Here is a 21,123-nt window from a genome sequence, read left to right as displayed (position 1 = left end):
ACATTTTAGGTGGTAAGCAAGGACGCTAAATCAATGTTTTCCGGCTCAATTCCCGCTCTGGCTACTCCTTTTCGCGACGGATCGTTCGACGAAGCGGCTTTTCGCAAGCTTGTGGACTGGCAGATCGAGCATGGTTCGAGCGCGCTGGTTCCCTGCGGGACGACCGGTGAAGCCTCGACGCTCTCCAATGCCGAACACCACCGTGTGATCGAAGTCTGCATCGAGCAGGCAGCAGGCCGCGTCCCGGTAATCGCGGGTTGCGGCAGCAACGATACGAAGAACGCCCTGTTGCACATGCAATTTTCGAAGAAGGCAGGAGCGGCCGCGGGGCTTTGTGTCGCACCCTACTACAATCGTCCGAGCCAGGCCGGCTTGATCGCACATTTCAGCCATCTGGCGGAAAACAGCGACTTGCCTATCGTTCTTTACAACGTGCCGAGCCGCACGGTCACCGATCTGGAGGAAGATACGGTGATCGCTCTGGTCAAGAAATATCCCGACCGGATCGTTGCGATCAAGGATGCGAGCGGCGATCTTTCGCGTGTTGCCGATCACCGCATGGGCCTGAGCAAGGATTTCTGCCAGCTTTCGGGCAATGACGAGCTGTGGCTCCCCCATTCGGCGGCAGGCGGCCGCGGTGCGATTTCCGTCACCGCCAATGTCGCGCCTGCGCTGTGCGCCGAGTTTCAGGAGGCCATCGCAGCCAATGACCTCAAACTGGCGCGTGAATTGAACGACCGGCTCTTCCCGCTGCACTACGCGATGTTCTCAGACGCATCGCCAGCGCCGGTCAAATATGCGCTCAGCCGCGTGCACGACTGGTTCGAGCCCGATGTGCGCCTGCCGCTGTGCAATGCGAGTGAGGAATCGCGCAAGGCGGTGGACGAGGCGCTCGAACATGCGGGCCTGCTTTGATACGCGCGGCGCTCGTTCCGACCGGTGCGCTAGCGCTGGCAGCCTGCGCAACCGCGCCTGAACCTCCGTCTGACAGCCTCGACCGGATCGCGCAGGATTACCTCCTTCTCCAGCTGACCATTGGCGAGAAGGAAGACGGCTATATCGATGCTTATTATGGTCCGGAGGTGGTCAAGGCGCAGGCCGTCGCGGCGGCTCCGGCCATGTCATTGCCCCTGCTTGAAGCGCAGACGGTCGGCCTGCGGGTCCGTGCGGAGCGGTTCGCCGATGATGGCGTCGAGGGCGAGACGCTGGAAGAGCGCCGCGCCCGTTTCCTCGTCGCGCAACTGACCGCCGCGCGCACGCGGCTCAAGATGATGCGCGGCGAAGAGCTGACTTTCACCGAGGAGGCCAAGGGCCTGTTCGGAGTCGATGTGGAGCTTGCGCCGCTCGAGACCTTTGATCCCGTTCTTGCCGAGATCGAAGCACTTGTACCGGGCGAGGGTGCGCTCTGGCAGCGCATCGACAGTTTCAACAGTCGCTTCGATATTCCCGCCGATCGTCTACCGGCAGTGTTCGATGCTGCGATTGCCGAATGCAAGCGCCGCACGCTCGAGCACATGGACCTGCCCGCAGGTGAGAGCTTCACGCTCGGCTATGTCACCGACAAGCCGTGGAGCGGCTACAATTATTATCAGGGCGGTTACCGCTCGAAGATCGAGATCAACACCGACCTGCCGACCAAGCTCAGCCGCGCGGTCGATCTGGGTTGCCATGAGGGTTATCCGGGCCATCACGCCTTCAATGCGCTGCTCGAGAAGAATCTGGTGAACACGCGCGGCTGGATCGAGTTTTCGGTCTATCCGCTCTTTTCGCCGCAGTCGCTGATCGCAGAAGGATCGGCCAATCACGGGATCGACCTCGCATTTCCGGGCGATGAGCAAATGGCGTTCGAAACCGAAGTGCTGGCGCCGCTCGCCGGGCTTCCGACCGATGATCTCGAAACCTATCGCGACCTGGGGGCGGCCATGCGCGCGCTTGGACCTGCGCGCTACACGATTGCCTCGCAATATCTCGCGGGCGAGATCGACGCCGAGCGAGCGAAAGCCTTGCTGCAAAAATATCAGCTCGTCTCGCCCGAACGCGCCGCGCAATCGCTGCGCTTCATCGACACCTATCGCAGTTACATCATCAATTACGGACTTGGCCGCGACATGGTGCGCGATAGCGTCGAAGCGGCTGGTGAGGACCAGGACGCGCGCTGGGTGCGGATGATCGAAATCCTGAGCGAGCCGACGCTTCCGTCCGACTTGTAGGCTTCTCTCGAGGCTGGCAATTTCGAGCTGGCCCCTTTCGTTTTCTTCATCGAGCGCCTAGATGCGCCGCCACCATGGCACGCCCCAAACCCGAAACCTTCGACAAGCAGAAAGTAGTCGCCGAGAACCGGCGGGCACGTTTCGACTATGCGATCGATGAAAAGTTCGAGGCCGGGCTCGCGCTGCAAGGCACAGAAGTGAAAGCGCTGCGCGCCGGGGAGGCGAGCATTGCCGAAAGCTATGCCGAGGTCCGCGATGGCGAGGTCTGGCTGATCAATGCCAACATTCCGGAATACAGCCACGGGAACCGGCTCAATCACGAACCGCGCCGCCCGCGCAAGCTGCTGCTCAATTCGCGCGAGATCAACAAGCTGTTCGGCGCTGTCGAGCGAAAGGGCATGACGCTCGTTCCGCTGTCGATCTATTTCAACAAGACAGGCCGCGCGAAGGTCGAACTCGCGCTCGCCAAGGGTAAGCAGGCGCATGACAAGCGGCATTCGATCAAGGAGCGCGACTGGAAGCGCGACAAGGCCCGGCTCATGCGCGAAAAAGGGTGAAATTACCCTAGGGCGATTCACCTGTTTGACATGCGGGCCGTGCTACCCATGTCGACAATGATGACCGATCTGCCGAATATCGCCTTCTGGGCCTTGCGAAAGACGCTTCGGCGGAGCAAGGCGAGCGCGCAATCATGACCGCTTTCAGATCCAAGACCTGGCTTGCAGACACGCTGCGCAAATACATGCCCAGCCGGGAGGAAATGGCGCGGAACAAATACCTCGCGCCGATCGCGCATCGTTTTCTATCGCCCGAACTCTGGCGCTTCACCCGCCGCTCCGTACCGCGCGGGGTCGCTCTGGGCCTGTTCGCGGCCTTTATCGTGCCGCTCGGGCAGATCTTTCTTGCAGCCTTCATGGCCCTACCGGCCCGGGCGAACGTACCGCTCTCGGCAGCGGTCACCTTCGTCACGAATCCGTTCACATTTCCGTTCTGGGCAGTCGTGGCAAAGGAAGTGGGTGAACTGGTGTTAAACATCGACGCTGCGATGGGCGCTGGTACCGCCGGACAGCTCGCGGATGATCGCGGCGCATTGGCGGAGTTCTTCGAGCTGGCCGGTGTCACCGCATTCGGTTTCGTGGTCCTTGCGGTAGTCACCTCTGCGATCGGTTACCTAATCTCCAGCTTCGTCTGGCGGTTCGTGGTCGCGCGCAAACGGATGCGGCGGCTCGCAAAGCTTGAAGCGAAGCTCGACCAACGCCTCGGGACCGAAGCGAAGTGAACACGATGGTGAAGAAATCCGCCAGCCAACCCGGAATGGTGCTGGGCGGGCTAGCGGGGGCGCTGCTCCTGACGGCCGGGATCCTGTGGATCGCTAGTGGCAGCGCGTTGCTCGCGCTGGTCTTCCTTCTCGGCATCGCCGTGCTGCTGGGCGGCCTGTTCGCGTTCAACAGGATGGAGACCAGCCCGGTGGCGGAAGCGGTTGCCGCTTCGGATTGGTCGGTCACCGTCGCAGCGATTGAACGCAAGGGCGAAGGCATAGCGATCACCGACCGTGCCAATCGACTGGTCTGTGCGAACAGGGCCTATATCGAGTGGTTTGGTTCGGGCAGCGCGCCGCCCAATCTGCCGCTCGAACGAACCGCCTTCGAAGAGCTGACGCGACTGGCGCGAGAAGCCTGGCGCGACGGGTCGGCCGGAAGCGATAGCCTTGGCGGCGATGACGAAAGCGGCGAGACCTGGAACGTCGCAGCGGAGCGGGCAGGGCGGGGCGAAGACCATCTCGTCTGGCGCTTCAGCAAGCGTGAGCCCGAATTGCTCAAGGCGCTGGAGAATGTCGATGTCACCGGCGCTTTTGGCCGCACGCTGACACGATCCGGCATCGAAGCGGCGATTACTTCCCCGGATGGCGTGATCAAGTCGGTGAGCGCCGGCTTTGCCGAGCGGGCTGCCGGCGATGTCGGCGCGACGCTGGCGGGTCAGGATTTCGTTTCCTTCCTGCGCTCTGACGAACGCGAACGCATCTTCTTCGCGCGCGAAGGACGCGGCGGCACTCCGCAAACGCTGATTCACGTCCCGCTCGAAGACCCTGAGGCGAAATTCTCGCCTGGACCGGACCAGGCGCGCTCGCTGATGCTGCTGGTCGATAGTGGTGTCGGGATCGGCGGCGGTTTCGACGGCGGCTCCCAAGCTGGTGTCGCGCAATTGGAGGCACTGCTCGGCCAGCTGCCACTCGGCCTTGCCATGACCGACCGCGACGGGCGCTTCCTGTTCGGCAATGACGCCTTCCTGCGCGCAATCGACCGCGAGGGCAGGGGTCTTCCGGCGTTCCCGACCGACCTGGTGGTGCGCGAAGACAAGGCGGCGCTTTCGGACGCGGTCCGCCGTCACGGGCGCGGTCCGGCGACGAGCGGCAACATGGCCGTGCGGCTAACCACCAATCCCGATGAGCCGGTTTCGCTCGGCCTTGCGGGTGTGCGCGGTCTGGGCGAAGCGGCGGTGCTGGTCAGCCTCGCCGACAGCCATGAGGAAACGCAGCTCAAGCGGCAGGTCGCGCAGGCAACCAAGATGCAGGCGGTGGGCCAGCTCGCAGGCGGCGTCGCGCATGATTTCAACAATGTCCTGACTGCGATCATCGGCACCTGCGACCTGATGCTGCTGCGCCATACGCCGGGCGACAGCGATTATGACGACATCCAGCAGATCCGCGCGAATTCGAACCGTGCGGCCTCGCTCACCCGCCAGTTGCTCGCCTTCTCGCGCCAGCAGACCTTGCGGCCCGAAGTCCTCCAGCTGCCCGATGTGGTGAGCGAAGTGGGGCCGCTGATCATGCGTTTGCTCGGCGGCAAGATCGAATACCAGGTCAAGCATGATCGCGACTTGGGGCCGGTGCGCGCCGACCCGCAACAGCTTGAGCAGGTCATCATGAACCTCGCGGTGAACGCACGCGATGCAATCCAGTCGCATGGTGACGGGACGGGCAAGATCTCGCTCTCGACCCGGCGGCTCACGGTCAACGATGTTGCGAAGATGGGCTCTGAAATCTTGCCCGCAGCCGACTACACCGTGCTGATCGTGCAGGATACCGGCGGCGGTATCCCTGCCGAAGTGCTGCCGAAGCTGTTCGAGCCGTTCTTCACGACGAAGGAGCAGGGCAAGGGTACGGGGCTAGGTCTTTCGACCGCCTATGGTATCGTCAAGCAGTCGGGCGGCTTCATCTTTGCCGACAATATTCAAGGTGCGGGCGGCGCGACGGGCGCACGCTTCACGATCTATCTGCCGGTTCACAAGGGCGAAATGCCGGCAAAACCCGCCGAGCCGGAGCCGGTGCCGTCAAGCGACTGGTCGGGTGGTGGACGGATCCTGCTGGTCGAGGACGAGGACATGGTGCGCGCGGTTGCCGAACGTGCGCTCACGCGAGCCGGCTACGAGGTGAAGGCATATTCGGATGGCGAGGAGGGTCTCGCGGCGATCAAGCGCGGCGGCGAGTTCGATCTCATCGTCAGCGATGTCGTCATGCCGGGAATGGATGGCCCGGCCATGGCGCGCGGCATACGCGAAATTCACCCAGACCTGCCGGTGCTGTTCATGTCGGGCTATGCCGAGGAACAGCTGCGCAAGGACATCGACATTCCCAATATGCATTTCATTGCCAAGCCGTTCAGCGTGCAGGAGATCGGCGACAAGGTGGCGGACGTCATGCGAAGGGTCGGCGCTCGCTAGGTAAAAACGGCGCATTTTCGCGCATTCATCATTGATACATCGTATCATAGGAAGCTATGCAACTGACTGGAAACGGGGAAGGATTGGCATGGCTGACATCGGTATCGTTGCACGCAACTTCGGGCTTGTCGCGGGGCTTGCCCTTGCCGGACCGGTCCTCGCCCAATCAGCCGATGAAACGACCGCGCAGGGCGATCTCTCGATCACGATCTACAACAACAATCAGGCGCTGGTGCAGGACATTCGCCAGCTCGATATTACTGCCGGACGCAGCAGGATCGAGTTTCCCGACGTGTCGGCGCAGATCCGGCCCGAGACGCTGAGCTTTGCGGCCGATGGCGCAGCGATCATCGAACAGAACTTCGACTTCGATCTGCTGACGCCTTCCAAGATGATGGAGAAGGCGATCGGCCAGACCGTCACTCTTATCCGCACCAATCCCGCCACGGGTGTCGAAACACGCGAGCGCGCCAAGGTTCTATCGACCGCCGGCGGTGTCGTGATCCAGATCGGTGACCGGATCGAAGTGCTGCGCGACGATGGCCTGCCCGTCCGCGTCGTCTTCGATCGTGTGCCGCCCAATCTCCGCGCCCGACCGACACTCTCGGTCAATGTCGAGAGCAGCCGTTCGGGCACGCGGCCGGCTGCGATCCGCTATCTCACCCCGGGTCTGCGCTGGAACGCCGACTATGTCGCACTCTATGACGAAGCCAGCTCGACGGTCGACATGCAGGGCTGGGTCACGCTCACCAACAACACCGGCACGACCTTCCACAATGCCGATACGCTACTCGTCGCGGGCAGTCCCGGGCAGGGCAGGCAGAGCGGACCAAGAAACAACCGTAACCTCGTGCGCCCCGGTACCGAGACGGCGGATCGGGAGCAGCTTGGCGACTACTATCTCTATCCGATCGAGGGGCGTACCACGATCGCCAATGCGCAGACCAAGCAGGTCAGCTTTCTCGATGTGCAGGGCGTAAAGGCGGAGCGGGTCTATTCGCGAACGGTCAACTGGATGACCAATGACAATTCGCCGCAAAACGCCGTCAGCAGCATCGAGTTTTCGAGCTCACGCGCGGCCGGACTGGGAGATGCGCTTCCCGCCGGCAACGTTCGTTTCTACCAGCGCGACCGCAAGGGATCGCCGCAGTTCATCGGCGAGAACGGCATTGGTCACACGCCGATGGGCAGCACTCTCAATCTAGCCACTGGTGATGCCTTCGATGTCTTTGTCCAGGCCGAGGTCGAGGAGCGCAGCCGGATCACCGAGGACGAGTGGGAATCGACTGTTCGCTACCGTGTGATCGAGGATGACGGGCGCACCCGCACCTACACGCGCGAAGAGAAGCCGACCTATTATCGCACAACCATGCGCTACACCTTCACCAACGCCAAACCGGCACCGGTCGATGTCGAGCTCGTCCAAGCAGGCCTCAACCCCTATTGGTGGGCGCGCGATTTCCGCATCGAGAGCGAGGACGTTCCCGGCGAACAGATCAATGTCGACCGGCGCAAATATGTGGTGACCGTGCCCGCCAATAGCGAGCGTGTCGTCCGCGTCACCTACGCCACCCGGTATTGAGGGCGGCACCGTGGCGCGCGCCGCCTTCCTGATCGGCCTCGCTGTGTTGGCAGCGCCTTTAGCTGCGCGCGATGTGGTCGATGCGTCGGAGCCCGATAAGCTCGCCGTCACAGTTTATCGCGATCCCGCACGGTCCGAGGGTGACCGGATGAACACCGATTGGCCGCGTGGCTTTGCGATGATCAGCGAGACGCGGCGCGTGACTCTGCCGCCCGGCGAATCGACGATCCGCTTCACCGGCGTCGCCGAGGGAATGGTGGCTGTCTCCGCCATCGTCACGGGCCTGCCGGGCGGGACGATCGAGAAGAACCGCAATGCAGAGCTGCTTTCGCCCGCCGCTCTGGTCAACGGCATGCTCGGCAATCGCATTACGATCACGCGGACCAATCCGGCAACTGGTGTCGCTTCGAGCGAGGAAGCGATTGTCCGCACCCGCGCCGATGGCGGACTCGTGCTGCAAACGTCGCAAGGCTACGAGGCTGTGCGTTGCGCGGGCATTCCTGAAAAGCTCACTTTCCCTTCGGTTCCCGAGGGGCTTTCCGCCGAGCCTGTCTTCACGATCGACACGCGCGACGAGACTGGCGGTACCTATGATATCACGCTGAGCTATCTCGCCTGGGGCTTCGACTGGCAGGCACACTATGTCGCCACGCTCGACGAAGGGCGCGATGACGACAATAAGGTCAGCATGCGGGTGCTGTCCTGGCTCACCGTGCTCAACGACAATGGCCAGAGCTTTGCCGATGCTGAACTCATGGCGGTTGCGGGCAAGCTCAATATCGTCACCGATATGCAGCAACTTGCTGATCCGCCCGTCGCAGCGCCGTTGCGGCTCACCTGCTATCCTTTCGGCAGCACGGCGCGTGGCACGCCCTTCGCTCCGCCGCCACCTCCTCCACCCCCGCCACCGATGGCGGCTTATGCCGATGCGGAAGCGATCGTCGTCACTGGCGCGCGGGCCAAGAGCGCGATCATGGAAACGGCGGTCGCGATCCAGGCGGTCGAGGAACAGCTTGGCGACCTCAAGCTTTATCGCGTGCCCGAAAAGGTAAGCGTCAACGCGCAGGGTCTGAAGCAGGTCGCCTTCCTCAATAAACAGGATGTGCAGGGCGAGTTTCTCTATGTCGCCTATTGCGATCCGGGCGACATGTTCGACCGGATCGAAGACGAGCGCGATATGGAGACGACCGAGATCCTGCTCGCGACCAAAAATGTCGAGGGCAAGGGCTTGGGCGTCGCTTTGCCGATGGGCGGCTTCACGCTCTACGAGCCCTCTGAAACCGGTCCCCGGCTGGTCGGGGAGGAAACGATCCGCGACTATGCCGTGGGGCAGGATGTCGAAATCGGTCTGGGCGAGAGCACCCAGGTCTTTGCCGAATGCGCGCGTATCGAACGCATCGATCCCGACGACGAAGGTCGACCGTGGGTACGAATGAAGCTCCTCCTCACCAACGCCAACCCGGGGTCAGTGCGGGTGCGCGCGAATCTTGGTGGTGCAAGCGACTGGGAAGTGAAGGGCGTGCGCGGTACGCGGTTAAAAGACGGCAACCGGATTTTCGAAACCACGGTGTCCGGAAACGGTCGCAAGGAAGTTACCTTCCGCATGCGCCGGAGCGGGTAGCGCGCCAGAGGGCGCGTAAAGCCGCCATTTCCGTCACTGGAAAAAATTTCTGTTCCACTCTTGTTCTTGTGGAACAAATGGGATACATCGCATTCCAACATGGAAGCCGTGACAGGGTGCAGTCGATAACCGGCCTGTGACCCTAGGCAAGCAGAGGAGGCCATGCGATGGCGACGAATCTCAAGCTGGTAGAAAAGGAATCGTCCGTGGACCGTCAGAAGGCGCTCGACGCCGCATTGGCTCAGATTGATCGTGCATTCGGCAAGGGTTCGGCAATGAAGCTGGGCTCGAAGGAGGCGATGAATGTCGAATCGATTTCGACCGGATCGCTCGGTCTCGACATCGCACTCGGAATCGGCGGCCTGCCCAAAGGCCGCGTGATCGAAGTTTACGGCCCTGAAAGTTCAGGAAAGACCACGCTCGCGCTGCATGTCATCGCAGAAGCGCAGAAGAATGGCGGCACCGCTGCCTTTGTCGATGCCGAACACGCGCTCGACCCGGTTTATGCCAAGGCGCTGGGCGTCGACATCGACGAATTGATCGTCTCGCAGCCCGACACGGGCGAGCAGGCGCTCGAAATCACGGATACGCTGGTACGTTCGAATGCGATCGACGTGTTGGTCGTCGACTCGGTGGCTGCGCTTGTCCCGCGCGCCGAAATCGAAGGCGAGATGGGCGATTCCCATGTCGGCCTGCAGGCGCGCCTCATGTCCCAGAGCCTGCGCAAGCTCACCGGGTCGATCAACCGTTCGAAGTGCATGGTGATCTTCATCAACCAGCTGCGCATGAAGATCGGCGTGATGTACGGTAACCCCGAAACGACGACGGGCGGCAACGCGCTCAAGTTCTACGCATCGGTCCGCCTCGACATCCGCCGCACCGGCCAGATCAAGGATCGTGACGAAGTGGTCGGCAACTCGACCCGCGTCAAAGTGGTCAAGAACAAGGTTGCTCCGCCGTTCAAGCAGGTCGAATTCGACATCATGTATGGCGAGGGTATTTCCAAGATCGGCGAAATCCTCGACCTTGGCGTGAAGGCTGGACTGGTCGAGAAATCGGGTAGCTGGTTCTCCTATGACAGCATCCGGATCGGCCAGGGGCGCGAGAACGCCAAAACCTACCTCAAGGAAAACCCTGAAGTTTGCGACAAGTTGGAAGCCGCCATCCGCGGCCGCACCGACGAGGTCGCCGAGGAGATGATGACAGGCCCGGACGCGGAGGACTGACACATCGCCTCAAGCGGACGTGCGTTGATCGCCGTCCGGTCAAATGGATAGCCGGCGTGCGCTGCTCAATGCCCCGAACAGCCTCGCCGGCTTTTCCGTTCCTGTTCCCCTCTGGGCAGGCGCTGCGTGATGGCTGCAACACGGTTCACGCGCTTGCCATGCTTCGGCCTTATTCGGCTTGTCGCTCGCGCCCTGAACGCCTAACTGCGCTGACATGACTTCGACCAATGACATTCGCCGGTCATTCCTCGACTATTTTGCCGGCGCGGACCATGCGGAGGTGCCGAGCGCACCGCTGGTTCCCTACAACGATCCGACGCTCATGTTCGTCAATGCGGGCATGGTGCCGTTCAAGAACGTGTTCACCGGACTTGAGACGCCGCCGGCACCGCGTGCGACCAGCTCGCAGAAATGCGTGCGCGCAGGCGGCAAGCATAACGATCTCGACAATGTCGGCTACACCGCGCGGCATCACACCTTCTTCGAGATGCTCGGCAATTTCTCGTTCGGCGATTACTTCAAGGAACAGGCAATTCTTCATGCCTGGACCTTGCTGACCAAGGAATGGGGCATCGCGCCCGAGCGCCTCACCGCAACCGTCTATCATACCGATGACGAAGCGTTCGACCTCTGGCGGAAGATTTCGGGCCTCCCCGAAGAGCGCATCATCCGGATCGCAACCAGCGACAACTTCTGGTCGATGGGTGACACCGGGCCTTGCGGACCGTGCTCCGAGATCTTCTATGATCACGGTGATCACATTGCCGGTGGACCTCCCGGAAGTCCGGATGAAGATGGCGATCGCTTTGTCGAAATCTGGAACCTCGTTTTCATGCAGTTCGACCAGCAGGCAGGCGGTGAACGCCAGCCTCTGCCGCGACCCTCTATCGATACCGGCATGGGTCTCGAACGGATCGCAGCGGTCATGCAGGGCGTACACGACAATTACGATACTGACACATTCAAGGCGCTGATTGCGGCTTCGGAGAGTCTGACCGGCGTAGCGGCAGAAGGTGATAACAAGGCCAGCCACCGCGTTATCGCGGATCATCTCCGCTCGACCAGCTTCCTTATGGCCGACGGGGTCCTGCCCTCCAATGAAGGTCGTGGCTATGTGCTGCGCAGGATCATGCGGCGCGCCATGCGTCACGCGCACCTGCTTGGTGCGAGCGAACCGCTCATGCATCGTCTCGTCCCAGCGCTGGTTGCGGAAATGGGCCAGGCCTATCCCGAATTGCAGCGCGGCCAGGCGCTTGTCGAGGAAGTGCTCGAGCGTGAGGAAACGCAGTTCCGCAAGACGCTAGAGAAGGGTTTGCGCCTGCTTGACGATGCGACGGGTGACATGAGCGAAGGCGGCGAACTTGATGGCGAAACCGCATTCAAGCTCTATGACACCTTCGGCTTCCCCTATGATTTGACGGAGGACGCACTCCGTTCACGTGGGATCGGTGTTGACCGTTCGGGCTTTGATGCGGCGATGGACCGCCAGAAGGCGGCTGCGCGCGCGGCATGGAAAGGTTCGGGCGAAGCGGCATCGAGCGAAGTCTGGTTTGATATTGCCGACCGTGAAGGCGGTACCGAATTCACCGGATACACCGCGACGAGCGGCGAAGGCACGGTCGTGGCGCTCGTCAAGGACGGCGCCGAAGTCGACAAGGCTGGTGCGGGTGATGAAGTCCTGATCCTCACCAATCAGACCCCGTTCTATGGCGAGAGCGGCGGGCAAACGGGTGACAGCGGCACGATCACGACGCCTGACGGCTTTGCGGCGAAGGTTTCGGAGACGTCCAAGCCTCTGGGCCGCTTGCACGTGCATCATGCGGCGATTTCGGCGGGCAAGATCGCCGTGGGCGATACCGTCCATCTCGAAGTCGATGCGGAGCGGCGCGACCGCATCCGCGCCAATCATTCCGCGACACATCTGGTCCATGCGGCATTGCGCAATCAGCTCGGCGAACATGTCACGCAGAAGGGATCGCTGGTTGCCGAGGATCGTCTGCGGTTCGACTTCTCGCATCCCAAGCCGCTCTCGCCCGAAGAGATCGCGGCGATCGAGGCCGAAGTGAACGCGGAAATCCGCGCCAACGAACAGGTCGGCACCACGCTGATGACGCCCGATGATGCTGTCGAGGCAGGTGCTCTCGCCTTGTTCGGCGAGAAGTATGGCGATGAAGTGCGTGTGCTTTCGATGGGTCGCAAGGGCGGCGCCAAGGATGGCAGCGGACGGAATTACTCGGTCGAACTGTGCGGCGGAACCCACGTCAAGGCGACCGGTGACATCGGCATTTTCCGTATCGTGTCGGAAGGTGCGGTAAGCTCTGGCGTTCGCCGAATTGAGGCGCTGACCGGCGAGGCCGCTCGTCAGTGGTTGGTAGAGCGCGAGGAGGCGCTCAAGGCCGCGGCAGGTACGATCCGCGCCACGCCGGAGGAAGTCCCTGCGCGCATCGCCGCGCTACTTGACGAGCGTAAGCGGCTCGAAAAAGAATTGGCGGAAGCCAAGAAGGCACTCGCACTCGGCGGTGGCGGCAGCGCGGGCGATGGCCCGGCTTCGGCCGAAGAGGAAATCGGCGGCGTCACGTTCAGCGGGCAAGTGATCGAAGGCCTAAATCCCAAGGAATTGCGCCCGCTGCTCGATGAAGCGAAGTCGCGGCTCGGCTCGGGCGTTGCGGCAATTTGCGCGGTCAATGACGGCAAAGCGGCATTTGCTGCGGCTGTGACCGATGATCTGACCGATCGCTTCAGCGCAGTCGATCTCGTGCGTGCGGGCGTCGAGGCGCTGGGCGGGAAGGGTGGCGGTGGCCGCCCCGACATGGCTCAGGGCGGCGGACCGGACGGCAGCAAGGCGTCGGACGCTATCGAGGCCGTCCGCAAACAGCTGGAAGCCGTCACCGCCTAAGCCGGGATTTTACGCGCTCGGCGTTTTCTTGGTCACGCCTTCAGAACCCTGCGAAAGATCGTTGCCGCCGGTATCGCCGGGCTTGCTGCGATGCTGGTTCGTCGGGTTGCCGCCCTTCTTCGGGTCGGCCACGTTCTGCGGCTTGAACTTCTCGTCGTTGGGGATGGGTTTGGTGGGATCCGTCTTGTCGGACATACTGTTTCTCCTTTTCCCAACCAACGCATGACCATGCGGATTGGTTCAGAAGAAATCAGGCGTCCGCCGTGCTTGTCCGCAATTTTGGCTTGTGATCCAGCTTGCCGTCCCGCTCGATCTGGACGCGATATTCGTCGCGCTTTTCATGGATCGATGCGATCACCGGTCCCATCGCCACGCCGATATCCGTCAGCACGGCTTCCGATAGCTGAAGCGAGCTTTCGAGCTGCTCGGGAACGGCATGGCTAGCCCCCGCACGATAGAGTTCGGCGGCATGTTCGGAATCGCGGGCGCGCGCCACGATCAGCAGGTCGGGATAGGATTTCCTGAGCTTGGCTGTCACACGCTGCGCGAGGACCGGTTCGTCCATCGTGAGCACGATGGCGGGTGCGTCCTCGATCCCAAGACGCGATAGCGCGTCCACGCGAGACGCGTCCCCGAATGTCGCGCGATAGCCCAGCCGTTTGGCGTATTCGATCAAGTCGGCGTCCGAATCGATCGCGATATAAGGCTTTTCATGCGCCTCCAGCATGTCGGCGACCAGACGACCTACGCGGCCGACACCGATGATGATCGTGCGCGGTTCTCCGGTATCTTCCTCCGGCAGCTCCGGCACAGGCTCGACCCTTCGAGCGATTACTCGGCCGAGCCGCGCAAGCACGGGTGTGATGGTAAGGCCGATTGCGGTCACGATCTGCCAGAATTGCGCGGTGCCGGGCTGGATAAGCATGGCCGAACCAGCTGCGGACAGCACGATCAGCGTTGTCTCGCTGGGGCTAGCCATCAGCACGCCGGTTTCCGCAGCGGTCGAGCGGCGTGCGCCCATCAGGCGCAGCAGGATGCCGGTTACCAGCGCCTTGAACAGCAGCACCAGGACCACTGCCAGCATGATCGACCACAGGTTGTCCCAGATGGTCATCAGGTCGATGCTCATGCCGACCGTGATCAGGAAGATGCCGAGCGCGAGTCCCTTGAACGGCTCCATGATGCTCTCGACCTCGTTGTGATACTCGGTCTCGGCGATCAGCAATCCTGCAATCAGCGCGCCGACGATCGGGGAAAGCCCGGTGGCGGCGGTGGCGAGGCTCGCCCCGATCACGACGAGGAGCGAGGCAGCCAGGAACAGCTCCGGACTCTTGGTGCGCGCCGCCTGTGCGAAGAGGCGCGGCAGGGCGATCCGACCGAGGACGAGCAGGGCCAGAATGACCAGGCCACCTTGCCAGAGCGTGGACATCAGGCCCTCCCACCCTTCCGATTGGGCGTAGGGAGCCATGGCGCCGAGGATGAAGACGATCGGGACGATCATGATGTCTTCGAACAGAAGCATGGACAGCGCCGCGCGCCCGACAGGCGATTTCGTTCCCGCAATCGGCAGCACGATCGCGGTAGAGGAGAACGCGAGCGCGAAGCCCAGCGCAAGTGCGCCCGTCCAGTACTGCCCCATCATCGACAGCGCGACCGCAAGGCACGAACCGATGATCAGCAATTCGAGCGCGCCAAGACCAAAGACGAGCCGTCGCAATTGCCATAATCGGTTGAAGGACAGCTCAAGCCCGATGGCGAACAGCAGCAGGATGATGCCGAACTCCGCGAAGGGTTCCAGTCCCTCCGGATCCGATATCGTTATATGCGCCAGCCAGGGTCTCTCGTAGACCAGGGCGCCGAGGCCATAGGGCCCGACCGCAATCCCGATCAGGATGAACCCGATAATCGGCGTGATGCGGAAACGTGCGAAGACCGGAATGACGATCCCGGCCGCCCCCAGGATGACCAGCGCGTCGGATAGCATGGGGGAGGGGGAGAGTTCACCGGCCATGCCCTGCAATTATCGGCCGCTCGTGCGATTGTCACGCCATGATGCGAGATATTGCAGGCAGAAGTCGTTGTTATCGGCTGAAGACCGCCAGTGCGCTGAGTGCGCTTATAGGTGAAGTGCGATCAGTCAGCCGCCACCCGGCGCATGGCGACCGTGCGGTGGTGCGTCACCCGACTGTTCCTCTCCGATGCGAGGGCTGACCTGTCCCACACGCTTGTCCCACTCGATCCTGTAAAGGTCGAAGCGGCGGTCTGCGAGGTTCTGGACCGTGCCTTCGGCGCGGGCCCAGCTGAGATCGGCCAGATTGACATCGCTGATGGTGAGCGTTTCCACGTTCTCGCTCGCTTCCGCCGCGATACCGTCGCGCGCGAAGGGGAAGTCGCAAGGGGTCAATATGCAGCTTTGGGCGTACTGGATGTCCATGTTGGCGACATTGGGCAGATTGCCGACATTGCCGCTCATCACGACATAGCACTGGTTCTCGATCGCGCGGGCAGCGGCGCAATAGCGCACGCGCATGTATCCCTGGCGGCTGTCGGTGCAGAACGGGACGAAGATGATCCGCGCGCCTTCGTCGGTGAGGCGGCGAGCAAGCTCGGGGAACTCCGAATCATAACAGATCAGGACGCCGATCGGGCCGCAATCGGTCTGGATCGCATCGATGCTGTCGCCGCCCTTGATGTTCCACCAATATGCCTCGTTGGGCGTCGGGTGAATCTTCTCCTGCGTGTGGATCGATCCGTCACGCAGGCAGACATAGGCGATGTTATGAATGTCACCGTCGTCCATTCGTGTCGGATGCGATCCGCCGATGATGTTGATGTTGAAGTTGAGCGCCATCTCGCTCAGCTGCTTGCGGATGCGGGGCGTGTAGCGGCTCAGGGCCTCGATCGCTTCGGCGGGATTGAGCTCCTTCTCTTCCGCGCTCAGCAACATGAGAGTGAAGAGCTCGGGGAAGACGATGAAATCGGCTTCGTAGTCGGCTGCAACGTCGACGAAGTATTCGACCTGCCGCATGAACTCGTCGAAATCGGAGACTGCGCGAGCTTGCAACTGGCAGGTCGCGATCCTCACGCTTTCGACGTCGCGCGGAACACGGTGCTTGGGCGGTGCGTCGCTGTCGACATAGGGGTTGCGCCAGACCATGCGCACGGCGTTGGTCTTGGATGCCTTGTCCTCGGGCAGATAGCCTTCGAGGATGCCCTGCGGTTCGAAGCCGTTGGCAAGCTGGAAGCGCAGCACGGGGTCGTGAATCTTCCCCTCCAGCACCATGTCGAGATATTCTTCGGGGCTCTCGGCACGATTGGTCTTGCGCCGGGTCGCACGGGCATAGCCGGGCATGCGTCCGCCGAAGACGATGCCGGTCAGGTCGAGCCGTTCGGCAAGCGCGCGACGTTCCTCGTAAAGACGGCGCCCGATCCGCGTCCCGCGCGTCTTGGGATCGACGCACATTTCGTATCCGTAGAGCCAGTCGCCCTTGGCATTGTGGCGGCTGCCGAAGCCGTTGCCGGTCATCGTGTCCCAATTTTGGTCCGACAGAGCGAGATGCTCGCTGAGGCGCATGGTGGCGCAATAGCCGACGAGCTTGCCGTCCAGCTTGGCAACGAAGCAGCCCTCGGGATAATTGTTCAACTGCCCGCGGATTTCGCCATGCGTGTAGGCGGGCATGTCCTCGTACACGCGCCGGACGAGATCGGCGATAGCGCGAACGTCGCCTAGCTCGGCCTGGCGGACTTCCAGGCGAGCCTTGGAGCGCTTAGCGGTGCGGCGTTTTTCGGTCATGGATGTGCTGCCCCGTCCGGTATCTGAAACTGAAACGCAAAAGGCGGCCCACCGCTATGACGGGCCGCCCTTCTATTACGCGCAGGCAATGGCGTGCGTTCCGAAGCTTAGCTCCAGTTTGCCATTTCCTTCTCGAGATTGTTCACGATGGCCTCGAAGAACTGTTCGGTGGTGAGCCAGTTCTGGTTCGGGCCGATCAGCAGGGCAAGGTCCTTGGTCATCTGGCCGCTTTCGACCGTCTTGATGCAGACCTGCTCGAGCGTTTCGGCGAAGCGCACCACGTCCGGCGTGTTGTCGAAGCGGCCGCGATAGATCAGGCCGCGCGTCCAGGCGAAGATCGAGGCGATCGGGTTGGTCGATGTCGCCTTGCCCTGCTGGTGCTGGCGATAGTGGCGGGTGACGGTGCCGTGGGCAGCTTCTGCTTCCACGGTCTTGCCATCGGGCGTCATCAGCACGGAGGTCATCAGGCCGAGCGAGCCGAAGCCCTGAGCCACGACGTCGGACTGCACGTCACCGTCGTAGTTCTTGCAGGCCCAGACGAACTTGCCGTTCCACTTGAGCGCGGCGGCTACCATGTCGTCGATCAGGCGGTGTTCGTAGGTGATGTCTGCTTCGGCGAACTTGTCGGCAAACTCGGCGTCGAACACTTCCTGGAAGAGGTCCTTGAAGCGGCCATCATACTTCTTGAGGATGGTGTTCTTGGTCGACAGGTAAACCGGCCACTTGCGGTCGAGGCCATAGTTCATGCAGGCGCGCGCGAAGTCGCGAATGCTGTCGTCGAGGTTGTACATCGCCATCGCGACGCCCGAGGACTGGAACTCATAAACGTCGAGATCGATATTCTCGCCATTCTCGCCCTCGAAGACGAGGCGCAGCTTGCCGGCACCCGGGATGAGGGTGTCCTTGGCGCGATACTGGTCGCCGAATGCGTGGCGACCGACGACGATCGGGTCGGTCCAGCCCGGTACGAGGCGCGGCACGTTGTCGATCACGATCGGCTCACGGAAGACCACGCCGCCCAGGATGTTGCGGATCGTGCCATTCGGGCTGACCCACATCTTCTTGAGGTTGAACTCTTCGACGCGCGCTTCGTCCGGAGTGATCGTGGCGCACTTCACGCCGACGCCATATTCCTTGATCGCATTGGCGGCATCGATGGTGATCTGGTCTTCGGTCTCGTCGCGCTTTTCGATCGAGAGATCGTAATATTTCAGGTCCACATCGAGATAGGGCAGGATCAGCCGTTCGCGGATCCACTGCCAGATGATCTTCGTCATTTCGTCGCCATCAAGCTCGACGACCGGGTTCTTGACCTGAATTTTCTGCATGATTGCCCTTGCTATCTATGATGTCATGAAAACAGTTGCGCGCGCTGTAGCAGAGGCGGTGCGCTGTGCAAGGTCGCGAGGCACCGAAGCCCTAACGAAAAAGCCCGCCAGTGGCGGGCTTTGGTGCGATGGTGGGCGTAGGAAGAGTTGAACTTCCGACCCCTGCAATGTCAATACAGTGCTCTACCACTGAGCTATACGCCCCAGCCATCGAACAGCCGCTTTTCGCGGCGGAGGCGCCCATTAACGCGGAGCCTCGGAGCATGCAAGCGATTCGCGCAGCAATTCGCGCGAACCGGAAATTTAAAGAGACGCCTCTTGCTGCTCTTCGAAAACACGCTCCACTTCCAGCACGAGGTCGCGCAGGTGGAACGGTTTCGAAAGCACCTTTGCCTGCGGTTGTTCGCGACTTGCGCGCAGCGTCACGGCGGCAAAACCGGTGATGAACATCACCTTGGTGCGCGGGCTGACCTCGGCACAGACCTGTGCCAGCTCGATCCCGTCCATTTCCGGCATGACGATATCCGAGAGCAGCAAGTCGAAATGACTCGATTCGAGCAGGGGCACGGCTTCGGTACCCCTGTCGACCGCCACGACCTCGTAACCAGCCTTGGTAAGGGCGCGCTCGAGATAGGCGCGCATGGCTTCCTCGTCTTCGGCGAGGAGAATCCGGTGGGCGTTCGTTGAAGTCATGATGCGTCCCATAAACCCAAGCGCTTAAGAAATCTTTCCTGCGATGATGGGTGACCTGCTTTGACACAGCCTCCGTTAGTGGGCAGCACTAACTCATGCCCGCGAAAAATCTCGATAATGATGATTCGAGCCTCGTCCACGGCGGCTTTATCTCGGGCAGCGACAAGCCCGCCTTTGCAATGTCTCCCGCGCCGAATGCGCCCGTGCCCGTGCTCATCGCGGTCCCGCACGCTGGCCGCGATTATCCCGCGCACGTGCTTGATTCCCTTCGCGAACCGCGCTTTGCGCAGTTGCGGCTGGAAGATCGCTATGTCGACCGGCTCGCCCGCGAGGTGGCGAGTGCAGCCGGTGTGCCAATCATCACGGCACGCGCACCGCGCGCCATGCTCGACCTCAACAGGGCGCGTGATGACGTCGATTGGGGAATGATAGCGGGCAAAAGTCCGGGAGAAGTTCCGCATTCCCAGGCAAATCGAAGATCGCGTAGCGGGCTGGGGCTTGTCCCCCGACGGTTGCCCGGTTTCGGCGACATCTGGAAGAACCACCTCACCCAGGCGGAACTCGATGAGCGTATCGAGGGAATTCACAGGCCATACCATGCGTCTCTCGCCCAAAAGCTCGAACGTATCCGGGACGAATGGGGTGCTGCCCTGCTGGTGGATTTTCACTCCATGCCGCCACTCAAGCGACGTCCGGGCGAACATCAGGTGGCGCGTTTCGTTCTCGGGGATCGATTCGGGGCCTCGTGTGACGGTAGCTTGACAGCATATGCCTTGCGCTCGCTCCAGGCGCAGGGATGGCCCGTGGCGCATAACCGTCCCTATTCGGGCGGTTTCGTGCTGGATCATCATTCCGCGCCCAATCGCGGGATTCATGCATTGCAGTTCGAGATCTGCCGATCGACCTATCTCGACAAGAATCTCGACCAACCTGGTGATGGCCTTGCCCCGGTTGCCGCGCTCATGGCGACCCTTGTTCGCGATCTCGGGGCAGCTACCGCAAGATTGGCGCAGCGCGGGCATTACGCACAGGCCGCTGAATAGCCAGGCTCAAGAAAAAACCACCTCGCGCAATATGCACGAGGTGGCCAAGGTTCAGGGAGGGTGTGCGCCAATTGGCGCACTGTCCGGACGGGCTATGAGGGAAACCGCGTCCGAACGATCCTAAAATAGGTATCGCCCCGATGGCCTGCAAGTCCTTCGACCGGGCCACCGAGGCAATTTTACAAAAACGGCTTAGCCCTGAGCGGCTTGCGTTACTTCCTGCGGGCCTTTGCCCTGGCGGACCTGGCGCGCGAAAATGACGCGCATGAGATTGAGCGAGAACAGATGCGCATGGATCAGCATGAGCATGCCGTTCTTGTGCAGATTTTCGAGCGTATCGGTCGGCAGTTCGCGAAGCTTGTTCTCATCTACCATGCGGAAACCGCGGTAATTGAACGGGTTATTCGGATTTTCCTGTGTGGTAATGCCGATTTCGCCATCCATCAGAATGTCGAGCTTGTTGATCTCGTCGATGAAAGCCTTGGTCCGCTGACCCGATTCTTCGAATTTCTGACAGAAATCGAGGATGTTCTTGGTGGTTTCGCTCGGTTGGTCGCCATCAAACAGCGCACTGCCTTCGTCGAATTCGCCGACCACGCCCGCGGAGGGATCGAAGCACAAGGAAAGTTCGTCCGAATCTTCACGCAGCTTTGCCAGCATGAAAGGATAGCGGCGCGCGTAGGCGGGCAGATAGATGTTATCTTCGATCTTGCCGTCGTCGCTCACGAAGGTGTTCACGCCTTCATTGAGGCCCATCAGCGCGATCGGGAGCGAATTCTCGCCCGAAGTGAAAACGATCGGGAAATTGCGCTGCGTGTCGATGAACTCGTCCACGGTGATCGGAATGGCGTGCGTCGAAGCAAGGAAGCTCGCGTCGTCGAAGTTCTTGCTCTTCCAGCCCTGGTGATCGCGGCTGTTGAGCGGCATCAGATCCTTGTAGAAAAGCGGCAGTTGCGGTTGCTGCGGCGCGCTGGCCATGAATAGTCTCCAAAATGTCCTGGTGTTTTCCTG

16 protein-coding genes and 1 tRNA gene are annotated in these 21,123 nt (G+C 61.6%); 10 read left to right on the top strand and 7 right to left on the bottom strand.

The features are described 5' to 3' along the window. Positions 1-33 precede the first annotated feature (33 nt). From dapA to alaS, 9 genes are all read left to right on the top strand, one after another. A complete protein-coding gene (gene dapA, locus CCE89_RS00450; protein ID WP_086436090.1) occupies positions 34-915 on the top strand; it encodes a 4-hydroxy-tetrahydrodipicolinate synthase in 882 nt (293 codons plus the stop codon). Beyond that, on the top strand, positions 912-2,210 hold the full coding sequence (locus tag CCE89_RS00445) for a hypothetical protein (protein ID WP_200810264.1): 1,299 nt from the start codon (positions 912-914) through the stop codon (positions 2,208-2,210). Before dapA ends, CCE89_RS00445 begins: the two co-directional genes overlap by 4 nt. Before the next feature lie 74 nt (positions 2,211-2,284). Then, positions 2,285-2,767, top strand: a complete 483-nt coding sequence (smpB, locus tag CCE89_RS00440; RefSeq protein ID WP_086436089.1) for an SsrA-binding protein SmpB — start codon at positions 2,285-2,287, stop codon at positions 2,765-2,767. A gap of 134 nt (positions 2,768-2,901) precedes the next feature. Continuing rightward, the gene (locus CCE89_RS00435) at positions 2,902-3,489 is read left to right on the top strand and encodes a DUF2062 domain-containing protein (protein WP_234989863.1); all 588 of its coding nucleotides are present in this window, start codon (positions 2,902-2,904) and stop codon (positions 3,487-3,489) included. A gap of 5 nt (positions 3,490-3,494) precedes the next feature. Beyond that, positions 3,495-5,930: a hybrid sensor histidine kinase/response regulator gene (locus tag CCE89_RS00430; RefSeq protein ID WP_234989862.1), complete on the top strand. Its 2,436-nt coding sequence runs from the start codon at positions 3,495-3,497 to the stop codon at positions 5,928-5,930. Between the two features lie 88 nt (positions 5,931-6,018). Continuing rightward, positions 6,019-7,512 carry a DUF4139 domain-containing protein gene (locus CCE89_RS00425; protein WP_086436087.1) on the top strand — a complete coding sequence of 498 codons (1,494 nt, stop codon included), beginning with the start codon at positions 6,019-6,021 and terminating at the stop codon, positions 7,510-7,512. A gap of 10 nt (positions 7,513-7,522) precedes the next feature. Next, complete coding sequence (locus CCE89_RS00420; protein ID WP_086436086.1) at positions 7,523-9,133, top strand: DUF4139 domain-containing protein; 1,611 nt, start codon at positions 7,523-7,525, stop codon at positions 9,131-9,133. Between the two features lie 167 nt (positions 9,134-9,300). Continuing rightward, positions 9,301-10,359, top strand: a complete 1,059-nt coding sequence (gene recA, locus CCE89_RS00415; protein ID WP_086436085.1) for a recombinase RecA — start codon at positions 9,301-9,303, stop codon at positions 10,357-10,359. A 214-nt stretch (positions 10,360-10,573) separates the two neighbouring features. Beyond that, positions 10,574-13,255 carry an alanine--tRNA ligase gene (alaS, locus tag CCE89_RS00410; RefSeq protein ID WP_086436084.1) on the top strand — a complete coding sequence of 894 codons (2,682 nt, stop codon included), beginning with the start codon at positions 10,574-10,576 and terminating at the stop codon, positions 13,253-13,255. 9 nt (positions 13,256-13,264) lie between these two features. Here alaS and CCE89_RS00405 read toward each other — a convergent pair whose 3' ends face one another. From CCE89_RS00405 to cpdR, 6 genes are all read right to left on the bottom strand, one after another. Beyond that, a complete protein-coding gene (locus CCE89_RS00405) occupies positions 13,265-13,450 on the bottom strand; it encodes a hypothetical protein (RefSeq protein ID WP_086436083.1) in 186 nt (61 codons plus the stop codon). A gap of 55 nt (positions 13,451-13,505) precedes the next feature. Then, a complete protein-coding gene (locus CCE89_RS00400) occupies positions 13,506-15,266 on the bottom strand; it encodes a cation:proton antiporter domain-containing protein (RefSeq protein ID WP_086436082.1) in 1,761 nt (586 codons plus the stop codon). Positions 15,267-15,392: 126 nt separating this feature from the next. Continuing rightward, positions 15,393-17,048 (bottom strand): GNAT family N-acetyltransferase, encoded by a 1,656-nt coding sequence (locus CCE89_RS00395; protein ID WP_086436081.1) that lies wholly within the window; start codon positions 17,046-17,048, stop codon positions 15,393-15,395. Between the two features lie 107 nt (positions 17,049-17,155). Continuing rightward, positions 17,156-18,376, bottom strand: a complete 1,221-nt coding sequence (locus CCE89_RS00390; RefSeq protein WP_086436080.1) for an NADP-dependent isocitrate dehydrogenase — start codon at positions 18,374-18,376, stop codon at positions 17,156-17,158. Between the two features lie 129 nt (positions 18,377-18,505). Beyond that, positions 18,506-18,580 (bottom strand) — tRNA-Val (locus CCE89_RS00385). 99 nt (positions 18,581-18,679) lie between these two features. Continuing rightward, complete coding sequence (gene cpdR, locus CCE89_RS00380) at positions 18,680-19,069, bottom strand: cell cycle two-component system response regulator CpdR (RefSeq protein ID WP_086436913.1); 390 nt, start codon at positions 19,067-19,069, stop codon at positions 18,680-18,682. Positions 19,070-19,164: 95 nt separating this feature from the next. On the opposite strand from cpdR, the gene CCE89_RS00375 reads away from it, so the two are divergent. Further along, positions 19,165-20,112 (top strand): N-formylglutamate amidohydrolase, encoded by a 948-nt coding sequence (locus tag CCE89_RS00375; RefSeq protein WP_086436079.1) that lies wholly within the window; start codon positions 19,165-19,167, stop codon positions 20,110-20,112. A 192-nt stretch (positions 20,113-20,304) separates the two neighbouring features. Here the strand turns inward: CCE89_RS00375 and CCE89_RS00370 are convergent, their stop codons facing one another. Beyond that, positions 20,305-21,090 carry a SapC family protein gene (locus tag CCE89_RS00370; RefSeq protein WP_086436078.1) on the bottom strand — a complete coding sequence of 262 codons (786 nt, stop codon included), beginning with the start codon at positions 21,088-21,090 and terminating at the stop codon, positions 20,305-20,307. Between the last annotated feature and the right edge of the window lie 33 nt (positions 21,091-21,123).

Source organism: Altererythrobacter xiamenensis (assembly GCF_900177715.1).
Lineage (GTDB): Bacteria > Pseudomonadota > Alphaproteobacteria > Sphingomonadales > Sphingomonadaceae > Erythrobacter > Erythrobacter xiamenensis.
The sequence above is the reverse complement of the archived record's forward strand: the minus strand, read 5'-3'. Positions and strand labels throughout refer to the sequence as shown.

What these genes read in the sequence shown, in the direction of transcription:
- dapA (WP_086436090.1), top strand. Translation starts at nt 34, where the DNA reads ATGTTTTCCGGCTCAATTCCCGCTCTGGCTACTCCTTTTCGCGACGGA.
- smpB (WP_086436089.1), top strand. Translation starts at nt 2,285, where the DNA reads ATGGCACGCCCCAAACCCGAAACCTTCGACAAGCAGAAAGTAGTCGCC.
- CCE89_RS00435 (WP_234989863.1), top strand. Translation starts at nt 2,902, where the DNA reads ATGACCGCTTTCAGATCCAAGACCTGGCTTGCAGACACGCTGCGCAAA.
- CCE89_RS00430 (WP_234989862.1), top strand. Translation starts at nt 3,495, where the DNA reads ATGGTGAAGAAATCCGCCAGCCAACCCGGAATGGTGCTGGGCGGGCTA.
- CCE89_RS00425 (WP_086436087.1), top strand. Translation starts at nt 6,019, where the DNA reads ATGGCTGACATCGGTATCGTTGCACGCAACTTCGGGCTTGTCGCGGGG.
- recA (WP_086436085.1), top strand. Translation starts at nt 9,301, where the DNA reads ATGGCGACGAATCTCAAGCTGGTAGAAAAGGAATCGTCCGTGGACCGT.
- alaS (WP_086436084.1), top strand. Translation starts at nt 10,574, where the DNA reads ATGACTTCGACCAATGACATTCGCCGGTCATTCCTCGACTATTTTGCC.
- CCE89_RS00405 (WP_086436083.1), bottom strand. Translation starts at nt 13,450, where the DNA reads ATGTCCGACAAGACGGATCCCACCAAACCCATCCCCAACGACGAGAAG.
- CCE89_RS00400 (WP_086436082.1), bottom strand. Translation starts at nt 15,266, where the DNA reads ATGGCCGGTGAACTCTCCCCCTCCCCCATGCTATCCGACGCGCTGGTC.
- CCE89_RS00395 (WP_086436081.1), bottom strand. Translation starts at nt 17,048, where the DNA reads ATGACCGAAAAACGCCGCACCGCTAAGCGCTCCAAGGCTCGCCTGGAA.
- CCE89_RS00390 (WP_086436080.1), bottom strand. Translation starts at nt 18,376, where the DNA reads ATGCAGAAAATTCAGGTCAAGAACCCGGTCGTCGAGCTTGATGGCGAC.
- cpdR (WP_086436913.1), bottom strand. Translation starts at nt 19,069, where the DNA reads ATGACTTCAACGAACGCCCACCGGATTCTCCTCGCCGAAGACGAGGAA.
- CCE89_RS00375 (WP_086436079.1), top strand. Translation starts at nt 19,165, where the DNA reads ATGCCCGCGAAAAATCTCGATAATGATGATTCGAGCCTCGTCCACGGC.
- CCE89_RS00370 (WP_086436078.1), bottom strand. Translation starts at nt 21,090, where the DNA reads ATGGCCAGCGCGCCGCAGCAACCGCAACTGCCGCTTTTCTACAAGGAT.